This is a genomic window from Methanothrix harundinacea 6Ac, from assembly GCF_000235565.1.
Taxonomy (GTDB): Archaea; Halobacteriota; Methanosarcinia; order Methanotrichales; family Methanotrichaceae; genus Methanocrinis; species Methanocrinis harundinaceus.
Genome location: NC_017527.1, coordinates 1,181,384 through 1,195,525 on the forward strand (window position 1 = coordinate 1,181,384; position 14,142 = coordinate 1,195,525).

12 protein-coding genes are annotated in these 14,142 nt (G+C 46.0%); all 12 read left to right on the forward strand.

The window, feature by feature from the left end; translation table 11 throughout:
• The 12 genes from rfbB to MHAR_RS05715 all read left to right on the forward strand — a co-directional run bounded on the left by rfbB (position 1) and on the right by MHAR_RS05715 (position 14,142).
• Positions 1-999: a dTDP-glucose 4,6-dehydratase gene (gene rfbB / locus MHAR_RS05665; protein WP_014586652.1), complete on the forward strand. Its 999-nt coding sequence runs from the start codon at positions 1-3 to the stop codon at positions 997-999.
• A 2-nt stretch (positions 1,000-1,001) separates the two neighbouring features.
• Positions 1,002-1,934 carry a dTDP-4-dehydrorhamnose reductase gene (gene rfbD, locus MHAR_RS05670; protein WP_052300994.1) on the forward strand — a complete coding sequence of 311 codons (933 nt, stop codon included), beginning with the start codon at positions 1,002-1,004 and terminating at the stop codon, positions 1,932-1,934.
• 60 nt (positions 1,935-1,994) lie between these two features.
• Positions 1,995-3,086, forward strand: coding sequence for a glycosyltransferase (locus MHAR_RS05675; protein WP_228369615.1), 1,092 nt, complete (start codon positions 1,995-1,997; stop codon positions 3,084-3,086).
• Between the two features lie 22 nt (positions 3,087-3,108).
• A complete protein-coding gene (locus MHAR_RS05680; protein ID WP_014586655.1) occupies positions 3,109-4,023 on the forward strand; it encodes an NAD-dependent epimerase/dehydratase family protein in 915 nt (304 codons plus the stop codon).
• 58 nt (positions 4,024-4,081) lie between these two features.
• Positions 4,082-4,864, forward strand: a complete 783-nt coding sequence (locus MHAR_RS05685; protein WP_014586656.1) for an ABC transporter permease — start codon at positions 4,082-4,084, stop codon at positions 4,862-4,864.
• A gap of 2 nt (positions 4,865-4,866) precedes the next feature.
• On the forward strand, positions 4,867-6,159 hold the full coding sequence (locus MHAR_RS05690; RefSeq protein ID WP_014586657.1) for an ABC transporter ATP-binding protein: 1,293 nt from the start codon (positions 4,867-4,869) through the stop codon (positions 6,157-6,159).
• Positions 6,160-6,165: 6 nt separating this feature from the next.
• On the forward strand, positions 6,166-7,572 hold the full coding sequence (locus MHAR_RS05695; protein WP_014586658.1) for a methyltransferase domain-containing protein: 1,407 nt from the start codon (positions 6,166-6,168) through the stop codon (positions 7,570-7,572).
• 14 nt (positions 7,573-7,586) lie between these two features.
• Positions 7,587-9,968, forward strand: coding sequence for a glycosyltransferase (locus MHAR_RS12875; protein WP_187287857.1), 2,382 nt, complete (start codon positions 7,587-7,589; stop codon positions 9,966-9,968).
• Positions 9,969-10,119: 151 nt separating this feature from the next.
• Complete coding sequence (locus tag MHAR_RS05705; protein ID WP_048144414.1) at positions 10,120-10,488, forward strand: EamA family transporter; 369 nt, start codon at positions 10,120-10,122, stop codon at positions 10,486-10,488.
• A 44-nt stretch (positions 10,489-10,532) separates the two neighbouring features.
• The gene (locus tag MHAR_RS05710; protein WP_014586661.1) at positions 10,533-11,273 is read left to right on the forward strand and encodes a class I SAM-dependent methyltransferase; all 741 of its coding nucleotides are present in this window, start codon (positions 10,533-10,535) and stop codon (positions 11,271-11,273) included.
• 265 nt (positions 11,274-11,538) lie between these two features.
• On the forward strand, positions 11,539-13,380 hold the full coding sequence (locus tag MHAR_RS13315) for a hypothetical protein (RefSeq protein WP_143763302.1): 1,842 nt from the start codon (positions 11,539-11,541) through the stop codon (positions 13,378-13,380).
• A gap of 42 nt (positions 13,381-13,422) precedes the next feature.
• The gene (locus MHAR_RS05715) at positions 13,423-14,142 is read left to right on the forward strand and encodes a dolichyl-phosphate beta-glucosyltransferase (protein ID WP_081472281.1); all 720 of its coding nucleotides are present in this window, start codon (positions 13,423-13,425) and stop codon (positions 14,140-14,142) included.

The window sequence follows — 14,142 nt, forward strand, 5'->3', positions numbered from 1 at the left end:
ATGAGGCTTCTCGTAACAGGCGGGATGGGGTTCATCGGGAGCAACTTCATCCGCCACTATCTGGAGAGGCACCAAGAGGCCCGGATCGTCAACGTCGACGCCCTGAAGGCGGGCTCCAACCCCGAGAGCCTGAGGGGGATCGACGAGGAGAGGTACACCTTCGTCGAGGGGGATATCTCCGACCGCCTTCTGATGGCGGATCTTGTAGAGAAAGCCGATGCGGTGGTGAACTTCGCCGCCGAGACCCACGTCGACCGGAGCATCTCCGGCCCCGAGCCGTTCCTCGCAAGCAACGTCGCGGGGACCTTCTCGATCCTCGAGGCCCTGAGGACGAGAAACCCCGGGGCGAGGCTCGTCCACATATCGACGGACGAGGTCTACGGAGACGTCCTCTCGGGCTCCTTTCGGGAGACCGACGCCTTGAGGCCGTCCTCCCCCTACTCCGCGAGCAAGGCCGCCTCCGACGTCTTCGTCTCCGCCTACGCCAGGACCTACGGTTTATCCGCCATGATCACCCGGTGCACCAACAACTACGGCCCCCGCCAGTTCCCCGAGAAGCTGATCCCCAAGGCGATCATCCGGGCCAACACCTCCCTGAAGGTGCCCATCTACGGGACGGGGGAGAACGTCCGGGACTGGATTTTCGTCCTCGACCACTGCCGGGCGGTGGAGATGGTCCTGGAGGCGGGGGAGGCGGGGGAGGTCTATAACGTCTCCTCCGGGGAGGAGAGGACGAACCTCGCGGTGGTGAGGGCCCTCCTCGAGATCCTCGGGAAGGGCGAGGAGGCGATCGAGTTCGTCGAGGACCGCCCCGGCCATGACCTCAGGTACAGCCTCGACTCCTCGAAGATCCGAAGGGAGCTAGGCTGGCGGCCGGACTGGGGCTTCCGCGAAGGCATGGAGGAGACGGTCCGGTGGTACGTCGAGAACGAAAGCTGGTGGCGGCCCCTCATCGACGATCGGGTCCTCCACCCGACGCCGTGGAAGCTGGAGTGGTGAGGATGCGGCTTCTCATAACCGGGGGGAGCGGCCTCTTGGGCTCCAGCCTCGCCGAGGTCGCCGTCGCGGAGGGGCACCAGGTCTTCTCCGGATACTGCCGCCATTCCCCAGAGTTTGGGGTGGCGGTGAAGCTCGACCTGCTGGAGGGGGCGGAGGTCGAGAGGTCGATCTCGGAGGTTGCGCCCCAGGTCATATTCCACACCGCCGCCCTGACCGACGTCGACAGGTGCGAGGATGATCCGGATCTAGCCTGGAGGACGAACGTCCTGGGGACGGAGCGGGTCGCGAGGGCGGCGGCCGAGGTGGGGGCCCACCTCGTCTACGTCTCCACCGATTACGTCTTCGATGGCGAGGGGGGGATGTACCGGGAGGAGGATCGGACCGACCCCGTCAACTGCTACGCCCGGACGAAGCTTTCGGCGGAAGGGTTCTGCGACCTTGTCGCCAGGACCTCTGTCATCTACGGGGCGAGGCCCGCCAGCGGCAAGGTCAACTTCGCCCTCTGGCTGATCGAGAGGCTCGCCGCCGGCGAGGAGGTCCGGATCGTCACCGACCAGTTCATAACCCCCACCCTCAACACCAACCTCGCAAGGATGCTCCTAGAGGCCGGGGAGAGGAGGCTATCGGGGGTCTATCACATGGCGGGGGCGACGAGGGTATCAAGATACGACTTTGCCGTCGAGATCGCGAGGGCCTTCGGCCTCGACGAGGGGCTGATCGCCCCCTCCAGGATCTCGGATATGAGGTGGAGGGCGAAGAGGCCGAGGGACTCCTCCCTGGACACCTCCAAGGCGGCCCGGCTCCTGGCGGAGGGCCCCTCGCCCCTCCGGGAGTCGCTGAGGGCCTTGAGGGAGGAGATCGGCTGGAGGGCAAGGTCGTCTCATCCCGAATTGTGTCATGAAGGGCGGAACGAGAAAGATCGAAGGCCGATATGAAATGATAATCAAGAAGATAAAAGGTGGATTTTAAGCAGGGCGAACGGGATTATTTTGAAGGTGGCGATATTTTACGACTTCATCGGTGCCGTCGGCGGCGGGGAGAGGGTCGCCCTCGCCCTCGCCCGAGGCCTGGGGGGGGACTTGATCACCACGGACGTCGACCCCGACTCGGTGAAGAGGCTCGGATTTGATGACGTCACCATCATCAGCCTCGGTAAGACGATCCCCGTCCCTCCTCTCAAGCAGATCTCGGCTTCGGCCATCTTCAGAAGGTGCGACCTCTCGGACGATTACGACTTTTTCATCTTCACCGGCAACTGGTGCCACTACGCTGCGAAGAGGCACAAGCCGAACCTCTGGTACTGCTATTCCCCGGTGAGGGCCTTTTATGATCTCAGAGCCTCTGTGGTATCCCGCCAACCAAACCCGATCCTGAAGAGCCTGGCGGCCCTCTGGATTAACCTCCACAGACGGTTCGATCAGCGATCGGTGCGATCCGTGGAGAGGATCGTCGCCATCAGCTCCAATGTCCAGAGGAGGATTGAGGAGGCTTACGGCCGGAGATCGGCCGTCGTTTATCCGCCCGTCGACGTTGAGAGGTTCAGGTTCGAGGGGTGCGGGGACTTCTGGCTATCGGTGAACCGGATATACCCCGAGAAGAGGATCGAGCTGCAGTTCCAGGCCTTCAGAGCCCTTCCCGAGGAGAGGCTGGTGGTGGTGGGAGGCTACTCCAAGGGCGACTTCGCCGCCAGGTACTACAAAAAACTGGCGGAGAATATCCCCGATAATGTGACTATGCTGGGAGAGGTCTCCGACGAGGAGCTTTTCGCCCTCTACTCTCGGTGCAAAGGTTTAATATGCACCGCCATGGATGAGGACTTCGGCCTCACTCCCGTCGAGGCTATGGCAAGTGGAAAGCCCGTCATCGCGGTCAAGGAGGGGGGTTTTCTCGAATCGGTGATCGACGGCGTCACTGGCAGATTGGTCGAGCCGGAGGCGGAGTCGATAGCCGAGGCGGTGAGGGAGGCGTCTGAGAGAGGATGCCTTAGCTACAGGGTAGCCTGCAGGGAGAGGGCGTTGGCTTTCAGCGGCGAGAGGTTCATAAGGTTGATGAGGGATGAGATGGCCGCCGTTATCGAAGGAAATTGAGGATGATTGTGGAGGAGATCTGTTGAGGGTTCTTGTCACTGGAGGGGCCGGGTTCATCGGCTCAAACCTCGTGGAGGATCTGCTGGCCTCTGGCATGGATGTGGTGGTTCTGGACAATTTCACCACCGGAAGCCGCGAAAACCTGGAGGGGTTATCCGGGAACCTGAGGATCATAGAGGGGAGTTGCCTCGAACTGCAAAACCTCGATCTCAGCCCCCAAGCGATATACCACCTCGGAATACCGTCATCTTCGCCGATGTACAAGAGGAAACCCCTTCTGGTGGGCGAGGCGATCAGCGGGATGATCGCCGTCCTGGAGCTGGCAAAAAAGACCGGCGCGAGGGTCGTTTACGCCTCCACCTCCTCCCTATACAGCGGCCAGACCCCGCCCCACCGGGAGGAGATGGAGGTCTTCGTCACCGACTACTACACCGAGGCCCGGTTTGCCATGGAGAGGATGGCGGAATTGTACGGGAAGCTCTTCGGCGTCAGGGCCTTAGGGATGAGGTTCTTCTCCGTCTACGGCCCCCATGAGGCGGCCAAAAAGGAGTATGCGAACATCGTCACCCAGTTCCTCTGGGAGATGATGGCGGGGAGGGTCCCCGTGATCTACGGGGACGGCTCTCAAACCCGCGACTTCGTCTACGTCAGGGACGTCGTCTCCGCCCTCCGGCTGGCCATGGCCTCGAACTGCACCGGGGCGCTGAACGTCGGCACCGGGAGAAGCTACAGCTTCAACGCCGTCGTCGAGATCCTGGCAGGGGAGATGGGGCTTGATATCAGGGCTGAACATGTCGATAACCCCATCAAAAACTACGTCCGGGACACCCTGGCCGATACCACAAAGGCAGAAGAGGTTCTGGGATTTCGGGCCAGGCACACCCTGGAAGAGGGGATAAGAGAGATCATCGATTACTATGGCGGAGGAAGCCGTTAGACGAGGAGCATCCCGGTCTTTGCGCCACAGGGCAATAGACTTGGTTCGAGGTCAAAAATTGATCACGCCGACCCACCTTCGAGATATATATGGATACCGAGATCTCATCCTGAGGCTTGCCTGGAGCGACTTCAAGCTCCGATACAAGAACTCGATCCTCGGGTTCTTCTGGTCGCTTCTGGAGCCCCTTCTGATGCTCCTCGTCCTGTATGTAGTATTCAGCCATCTGATGAAGATCCAGGTGGAGCACTACCAGCTCTTCCTCCTCCTGGGGATCATCCTCTGGAACTTCCTCGACCGGGGGACTTCGATGGGGATATTCGGGATCGTCGGAAAGCCGGGCCTCGTCCAGAAGGTCTACTTCCCTCGGGACGTTCTGATCATCTCAGCCTGCGCCACGGCGCTGATGATGACCGCCCTCGAGTTCGTCGTCTTCGTCGCCTTCATGGCCGTCTTCGGGGTGGCGCCGACGGCGGCGGTCCTCTACTTCCCCCCAATATTCGCCCTCCTCTTCGTCCTCGTCTTCGGCCTCTCCCTCGCCCTCTCGGCCCTGAACGTCTACTTCCGGGACGTCCAGTTCATCTGGAGGGTGATCCTCCAGGCGGGGTTCTTCGCGACCCCCATACTTTACCCGATAACTATATTTCCCGCAGATCTTCAGAGGCTGGTGATGGCAAACCCCATGGCCCGGATCATCACCACCTCCCGGGACTCGGTCCTCTACGGGGCCGCTCCCGCCGCCGGCGACCTCGCCTACGTCGCCCTCGCGGCAGTAGTCATCCTCCTGGCAGGCTACCTCGTCTTCGATCATTTCGAGCCGGGATTTGCGGAGGAGATCTAGAGATGGCGTCGGATCGGGCGGTGGAGGTGGAGGGGGTCTCGAAGACCTTCAGGATACCCCACGAGAAGAGGGCTACGGTCTTTGAGACCCTGGCGGGGGCTCTGCGGAAGAACGAGTACGAGGTCTTCAACGTCCTGGAGGACGTCACCTTCTCGGTGACGGAAGGCGAGTGCGTCGGGATCATCGGCGACAACGGCTCCGGCAAGTCCACCCTCCTGAAGGTGATCGCCAACATCCTCCGCCCCACCAAAGGCAGGGTCGCGGTCCGGGGGAGGATGACCCCCTTCCTCGAGCTGGGGGTCGGCTTCCAGCCGGACCTCACCGTCCGGGAGAACGTCGGGATGTACGCCACCATCATGGGCCTCTCCAACGGGATGATCCGCGATCGGATCGAAGACGTCATCAGCTTCGCGGGCCTGGGGAGGTTTGAGGACGCGAAGTTGAAGAACCTCTCCTCGGGGATGCAGGTCCGCCTCGCCTTCTCGACGGCGATCCAGACCGATCCCGACGTCCTCCTCGTCGATGAGGTCCTGGCCGTCGGGGACATGGAGTTTCAGCAGAAGTGCTTTGAGGTCTTCAAGAGGTACAGGAGGGAGGGGGTCACCATCCTCTTCGTCTCCCACGACCTCGGCTCCGTCCGGCGGTTCTGCGACAAGGCCCTCCTCCTCAGCCACGGCAGGCAGGTCGCCTTCGGGGAGACGGGGGATATCATCGACCGGTACGTCTACGGCGGCGAGGGGCGCGGAGGAGCGGGAGAAGATGGGGCAGAGGAGGGTTTGGAGGAAAAAAGCAAAGTCGGGTCTGAGGAGTCAGAAGGTCCTCAAACGAAGCCTCGGAAGGTTCTCTTAGAGTGTTCTCAAGATAGTGGGCCTAGAAGGTGGGGAAACCACAAAATAGCGATAAAAGACGTCGCATTTTTTAATAAGTTTGGCTCAGTATCTTCCAGATTCAATTCGTTCGATCCTATGAAGGTGAGAATATATTATGAAGTGAATGAGGCGGTAAGCGATCCAGTATTCGGGATAGGTCTTTATACTGCAGAGGGTCTCCATCTCTATGGGACAAATACCGCTCTTAAAGATCTCAAGTTTGATCGAATAGAGCGGGATGGATACATTGATCTTGAGATCGATAAGATACCGATGCTGGCGGGAAAATTTCTGCTGAGCCCAGCCATACAGAATCGAGATTATTCTATAACTTATGACTGGATCGACAAGTATTATTCCTTTGAGGTCATATCAACAGGAAGGGATGATGGGCTCTTTGAAGTGCCTTGTAAGTGGTTTGTTTAGAATTCGTTGGCGAAGGGGTTGATAATATTGAGCTATCCTGAAATAAAAAACGAGGATATTGATGTTGCAGAGCTGATGCATAAGATACGAGATAGAGTACGAAAAAGGCGCGGAATAGATTCCTCGGCGGTAGGTATAGCTCAGATAAATTCAAGTTCGTCCGAAGCTCAATCCTTAGAAGACGAAATTCGAAGCGATCTTGATTACATAAATTCTAATCAGAATATACATAATGAAAACTATATTATCAGCTCTCACAGAAGAATTATCGGTAAATTCCTTGTTGAGGGAAGAAGGCTTGTAAACGGAGAGGTACATAGATACGTCGATTCTGTTATTTCGAAACAAATTGAGCTAAATTCCAGCTCAGCAAGAATTTTGAATCGACTCGTTGCGAGAATCGATAAAAATACACTTTCTAATATAGAAATAAAAAATAATTTATCACGCATTAGAGAAGATATTGGTCAAGATATATCGAGGCAGCAACATGAGATCAGAGCCGAGCTCGACGGCCAACTGGGACAGGTCAGGTCCGAATTTCGCGATGAGATCTCGAGGCAGCAACATGAGATCAGAGCCGAGCTCGACGGCCAGCTGGGACAGGTCAGGTTCGAATTTCGCGATGAGATCTCGAGGCAGCAACATGAGATCAGAGCCGAGCTCGACGGCCAGCTGGGACAGGTCAGGTCCGAATTTCGCGACGAGATCTCGAGGCAGCAACAGGAGATCAGAGCCGAGCTTGACGGCCAGCTGGGACAGGTCAGGTCCGAATTTCGCGAAGAATTAAACCGAATATTGAATATGCTAGATTCTAAAGACAGTTCCTTATCAGCATGGTCAAAATTTTATAATAATGAAATAACTGAAGATCTCTTAACATTGAATATAGATTATCATGAGAGGTTCATCTCCCTTATAAAGGAAATCGCTCAAAAGGCCGCAAACGGGATGGTTCCCAAGTTGCTTGAAGTAGGAGTCGGGACGGCCACAATGTCCATATATTTTTCGCGATATTCATTTGAGGTGGTTGGATTAGATAATGACCCAAATGTAGTTCGTAACGCTATAAAGGTCAATAAGGATTTGGGAGGGTATGCTAAGTTTATCCTGATGGACGCCTTTGATCTGAACATGTTTAAAGGGGATTATTTCGATGTCGCCTTTTCTCAAGGGACTATGGAACATTTTAATGATGCAGAAATTATAGAAATGATCTCAAAGCAGCTTGAGGCTGCAAAATTTGTAATTTTTTCTGTCCCTTCAATATATTATCCGCACAAGGAGTTCGGAAATGAGCGGAAGATGAGCAAAGAGGATTGGGAGATGATCCTGAAGAAGGGTGATTTCAATATCATAGGCCTCGATTATTATAAAGATAGTCAGCATATTGTGTGCGTTATTGGATCATAATGGGGGGTGAAAGATTGAAAATAGGTGTAGACATGTTACCGCTCAAGACGGGTTCTTACACAAGAGGAATTGGTAAGTATACATTCAATTTATTTAGTGAAATAATTAGTATTGATACATATAATGACTATCATTTCTACAACGTTCCTGAAAAATTATGTGCTTATTTTAGAAGAGAGAATACAACAATTTTAGAGCGGGGTCCCACTGTGGATGATACTAAAATGCTAGACGTATTTATTATTACAAGTTTAATGGAATTGGGAATAAAGAACGTCTTAAGACCATCTAATTTATTTTGTAAAACAGCAATTATGTTTTATGATTTGATACCAGTTATATTTTTTGAAGAATATCTCGACTCGGTATTAGAAGAGTTTCGTATCGAATATATTAGGAGATTATCTTTTATAAAAGAATTCGACATGATCTATGCGATCTCAGAAACTACAAAAAGAGATTTAATGGATTTACTGGAGATTCCTGAGGAAAAAATACGAGTAATATATGCAGGTTTAGATAAGAATTATTTAATTAGTCAATCTAGTACTGAAAAAGTACTAGATATCAAACACAAATATCGGATCAAAGATAGATTCGTTATGTCAACCGTGGGCTTAGATTTTAGGAAAAATATTTCCGGCATCTTCAAAGCCTTTACAAAAATTCATTATGATTTAAGCTTAGTAGTTGTTTGTAAGCTAATGCCAGAAGAAGAAAGATCTTTAAGAGATATATGGTCCAATTTAGAATTGCCACCAAATAAACTCATTTTGACTAATTATGTCCCAGTAGACGATTTGATTACACTATATGATGCAGCAGAAGTATTTTTATTTCCTTCGTTATATGAAGGGTTTGGACTTCCCGTTCTCGAGGCTATGTCAAGAGGATGTCCTGTTATCACCTCGAATATATCATCAATTCCTGAGGTTTGTGAGAATGCAGCTATCTATGTCGATCCTTATAAACCAGATGAGATCGCCAAAGCAATCGAATTAATATTAAATAAAAATAAACTTAAAACTAAATTAATAGTATTGGGTTCAAAACAATCAACGAAATTTGCCTGGAGTCGCGTGGCTTTAGAAGTACTTGAAGGGTTCGAAGCACTCAGTTGTAAGCCGCTACATTGTAGAAAACATCCAAGATATAAATTGGCATATTTTACACCTCTAAACCCTCTTCGATCAGGAATATCTGATTATTCAGAAGATCTGCTTCCACGTTTGGGTAATTTTGTAGATATAGATATATTTGTAGATACAGATTATCTGCCAGATAATAAAAATATTAAACAATTATTTAATATATATCCTTTCAATAAATTCGATGAAATGAATAACGTCAGTCCATACGACTTATGTGTGTATCAAATTGGTAATTCAATATATCATAATTATATGTTGGATTATCTTAATAAATATCCCGGCATTTCCGTCCTTCACGATGTGACACTTTGTGGACTTATTTTGCCTGCATGTAGCAATAAAGGCGTTTTTGATAAAAATAAGTTTTTAGAATATGTATTTACTAGTTACGGATACAATAGATATTCTAAAATTAAAAACGATTTCGTAACAAACAATTCGTTAGATCCATACGAGAGGTATCCGCATGATCTCTCACTCAATTTTTCAAAGATTATATTAGATCGGAGTATTTTAACACTTGTCCATAATAGCTTCGCTAAAGATTTCCTAAGTTCTCAATCAAGTTTTTCTAAAGTCTGGAAGATCAATATGGGATTCCATCTCGACGATTATGATGACGAATTTCGAAAAAGCATCAAACTAAAATTTAATCTAATTGATAAAGTAATAATATCTGCATTCGGTAGAATTATTTTTACAAAAAGGATTCATGTATTATTATATGCAATATCAAGATTGATCAAAGATAAAAAAATATATGGCATCCATCTATATCTCGTGGGAGAACTATATGATAACGTTAAGAGTCAAATAGAAACTATAATTAATGATGAAAATCTTGGAGATTTTGTGACGATTACAGGATATGTAGATGAAGAAGAATTTAATAAATATTTAAAAATTACCGATATTTGTGTGAATCTGAGGTATCCATCGTCTGGTGAGACTTCGGCCACCTTGATAAAAACGCTTCGTTACGGTATCCCCGTAATAACCACGAATTACGCTCAATATAAGGAGTACCCCGATAACTGCTGTTGGAAGGTAGACTTGGGCGATTATGAAGTTGAACTGCTATCTGAGTATCTCCTAGAGCTGGTTACCAATGAGGAAGCTAGAAAAATAATGAGCAAAAATGCGTATGAGTATGCCCGGGAAAATAATTCGATGGACCGGGTTGTTGGCCAATATCTGAAGGCAATTGACTATGCAATAAAATATAAAAATATAATAGAGCGTTAGAAATTTATTATCTCCTAGCAATGTTGAATGGTGTATGCCCCGAAGAGTCATATCCAAAAGCTTCAAATTCCAAGATATGGATGAAATAATTGGCTTAAAATTGAGTCGAATGGTTTAAGAATTTGGTGAAACAATGTTGGAGAAGAGAGTCATGTTTGCCATTACGTTGTTGGCGATTTGTATATTTATGGGGGCCAGTGGCCAGATCTGCTGGAAGTACGGCATGTCGAATATGGATCGGATTAATGATGTCAATAGTCTTTTGCAGCCCGAGACCATCCAAAATATTCTCACTAACAAATATATATTACTGGGCTTGGTATTATATGCTTGCACTTTCTTCTTGTGGCTCAGTGCCATGTCAACTCTAGATGTCAGCTTTATGTATCCAATGTTGAGCTTGGCTTATATTTTAACTGCTTTGCTAGCCTTTTATTTCCTAGGCGAACAAATTAGTACACTGCGATGGTCTGGTATCATTCTGGTTGTTTTGGGATGCATATTGATCATGAAGAGTTGAGTTTCGATTTCAGTGCACGTAGGTGGCTGGGTAGGAGAAATTAAATGAATTTGGATTTATATGAAAGAATGTTTTCTTATGAGGAAGGTAATTGGTGGTACAAAGGCAGAAGAGAGCTTATAACCGACATGATCCGCAGAGTTCATCCAGCTTCTTCGAAGGCAGCTTTAAGAATATTGGACGTGGGATGTGGTACAGGATTGAACTCCAAATCTTTTGAGCGATTTGGCCATGTAAGCGGCCTTGACATGTCGGAGGAGGCCCTTAAATTCTGCAAATTAAGGGGCAGGACCGACCTCATTAGAGGATCTGCTGACAGCCTTCCCGTTAAGGATGGTACTATTGATATCGTATGCGCCCTTGACGTTCTTGAGCATATCGAAGATGATTTTTCTGCCATGCAGGAACTTAATCGGGTTTTGAAGCCGGGTGGATTCTTGGTTCTGACAGTTCCTGCTTTTATGTTCCTTTGGAGCAGCCATGACGAGGTTTTGCATCATAAGAGGAGATATACTAGGAAAAATCTGTTACAAAACCTGAAAATTTCTGGATTCACCATAAATAAAAGCACATATTGGAACTTCTTTCTCTTCCCGGCGGTGGCTTCTATAAGATTAATCAGGAAAAAAAAGTCCGCATCGGTGGTAAGAGACGATATTGCGGATCTCCATAATATTATAAATATATTTTTAATCATTATTTTAGCATTAGAGAATAAGCTCATTAGACTAGGTATTTCGTTCCCTGTTGGAGTGAGCATTTTTTGTATATGCAAAAAAGCGTGAACTAATTTAGGGAACTCTGTTTATCTGGGCATTTTGGCTTGATAGGGAAATCTATTTAAATGTTATGTGAAGGGCCTTTATATCGTGCATGCAGGTTATGTCCTTAATAGATAGGATGTGCGGAGGCCAGAAGGCCACGTGGAGTTCAGCTTGGACGCCGCTGTTATGTGTAATCTTGTCCTGCTTTATTGTATATGGATTAGTCTGTAAGTTTTTGATATCATTACGTATACAATTTAATAGCGATACTGTATCTCCTGGTATTATGAGTTTAGAGATATGGAGACATAATAATTATTTGCTGAGAGACTTTTACCTTCCTATCAACACTCCATATCTATTTTCAGATTTATTGCCATTTCATCTATTCCCGCAGATCATATTTGATTTCAACCCCCGGTGTCTTAATATTATGTGTTATGTCATATTCATACTAATAATAATTATATTTACATATATTATTTATAAGATAACATCTTCTTATGTCAATGCACTGTTTTTTGCTGCATTAATGTCTAACATGGCACCTTTATCTTTTGGGTACTACGTTCATCCAGTATCTCATAATGGTACAATTTTATTTATAGGATTGTTTATATTATTGTTTCTTAGAATCGATGAATCCTATGTTGAATTAAAAACTACTCCGGTTCTAATACCAGCCTTCATTCTGTTGAATGCTATCATATTTTCTGATTCCATCATTATTGCGTGGTTTGTAGTACCAATAACGATTTATTATATTCTAATGTATAAAAACAAAAATTCTACATTAAACATCATAATAATTTTAATGAATGTTTCAATTATTTTGTCGTATTATCTAAAGAAATATTTTATGTTACATTACATTTCGATGCCTGTTCAGATTAGAGATCTAAATACAATTCTATATGTAAATATACCTTTATACGTGGAAGGAATGGCACAACTATTAGGTTTGAGCACTGATTTCAATATATTAAATATAATAAATATTTTAGTCATTTTATATATAATTCTCCATTCCAGCAAATTTTTATTAATGAACTCGCAAAAACCACCTGTGTTTTTCATGAGTATATATCTCATTGTATCTTCCGCAATTGTTTTTTTCGCATATGTTAGTTCCACGCTCTGTGTTGATATATTCACTACAAGATACTTAATATTTACTCCAATATCTATTTTTCTGCTTATATCTTTAGCATATGATAAACTAGAATATCTGCATACAGTAGGATTATTAATACTAATAATGTTTTCAGCTTTAGCCAATTATGCTGCTCTGGAGACTAACTCAGATCCAAATATTCATAATTATGATCTAATAAATTATTTTAAAGAAAACAATTTGACTTACGGGTTAGGTGGATATTGGGATGCAAATATTATTTCTTATCTGTCCAGCGAATCAGTAATTATAAGGCCTGTAACAGCTCTCAACGGTGACATCGTCCCTTTTAGATGGGTCGCATCCGAACGCTGGTTTAAGAAGGAACCAGAAAATATAGATAGATATTTTATAATAGTAAAAGAAAACAAAACACTTTTATTAAATAATAATGACGTAGAGAAGTCATTTAGAAAATATAAGCCTCCATCTGAAACACATATGTTCGGAGGATATATAATATATGTTTTTAATAATCAAATTCCATATAAGGGATTTTTAGATAATAATTTAAATTATATTAATTATAAAGACTCGTTGCTAATTCAAGATGGTGTCGGTTCTTCAGTGGACATAAAACAGCTTAACTCAACGATATTTTATAGTAATAAAACTCTAAATAATCCCGGTTATTTGGTTTATGGTCCATATATCAGCTTGCCCCCCGGTAATTATACGATAGAATACATAGTCAAGGCAGAAAACATTTCTGATTCAGAAAAAAAGATAGCTACAATAGATATATTTAGTACATATATTAATGAAGATTCAAGAGTGGCAGTTGATGCAGAAAGGGATATTTATTTATATGACTTAAATAATAGTGATTTTCAATCTATTAACCTCGGATTTAGTATAGAGGACTACAATGAATTTCGCCTCATCGAATTTAGAGTATTTCAACATGGCATCGCAGATCTATATGTTCATAGTATTAATATAAATAAAACTTAAGGTAAAACAAAATCCATTTACAAAAAGCGTTTATAGCATAATATGAGTACAACCAAAATATGCGATGAAACCTCAGTCGGAATCCATATGAATTCGATAATCATACCCGCCTATAACGAGGAATCCCGAATTACGGCAGTCCTTCTTCACTTGTCTGAAGAATTTCCCGGACAAGAGATTATAGTAGTTTGCGATGGGGTAGATGGTACAAAGGATATTGTTGAGAACCTATCAATAAAGAATCCAAATATTCAAATCCTAAATTTTAAAGAAAAGCTTGGGAAAGGCGGAGCAATAATCGAGGGGTTTAGAGCTGCGAACGGCGAAAAAATCGGATTTATCGATGCGGACGAATCTGTAAATGCAGACGAATTTAAGCTTATGTTTGACTTTGATGCGGAAATCGACGGAGTAATTGCGTCGAGGAGGCTAAAAACTTCAAAAATATTAGTTAAACAACCGATTAAGAGGAGAATAGCAAGTAAATGCTTCAATATTTTTGTTAGAATTCTCTTTGGGCTGCCTTTCAAAGATACTCAGTGTGGAGCCAAGGTTTTCAAACGTGAGGCCATCTTAGATATAATAAACGATTTGGAAACCGGGGGGTTCGAGATAGATGTTGAGATTCTATGGAGGCTGAAAAATAATGGATATATAATAATAGAATATCCGATAACATGGAAGCACTCGGAAGGGTCAAAATTCAATTTAAATCAATCAACGAGCATGTTAACTTCTCTATTAAAAATGAGATTTAAATAA

Bases quoted from the DNA above. Each gene is read 5' to 3' on its own strand.
- MHAR_RS05705 (WP_048144414.1), top strand. From the start codon at position 10,120: ATGTTTGCCATTACGTTGTTGGCGATTTGTATATTTATGGGGGCCAGT.
- MHAR_RS05710 (WP_014586661.1), top strand. From the start codon at position 10,533: ATGAATTTGGATTTATATGAAAGAATGTTTTCTTATGAGGAAGGTAAT.
- rfbB (WP_014586652.1), top strand. From the start codon at position 1: ATGAGGCTTCTCGTAACAGGCGGGATGGGGTTCATCGGGAGCAACTTC.
- MHAR_RS13315 (WP_143763302.1), top strand. From the start codon at position 11,539: ATGAGTTTAGAGATATGGAGACATAATAATTATTTGCTGAGAGACTTT.
- MHAR_RS05690 (WP_014586657.1), top strand. From the start codon at position 4,867: ATGGCGTCGGATCGGGCGGTGGAGGTGGAGGGGGTCTCGAAGACCTTC.
- rfbD (WP_052300994.1), top strand. From the start codon at position 1,002: ATGCGGCTTCTCATAACCGGGGGGAGCGGCCTCTTGGGCTCCAGCCTC.
- MHAR_RS05715 (WP_081472281.1), top strand. From the start codon at position 13,423: ATGAGTACAACCAAAATATGCGATGAAACCTCAGTCGGAATCCATATG.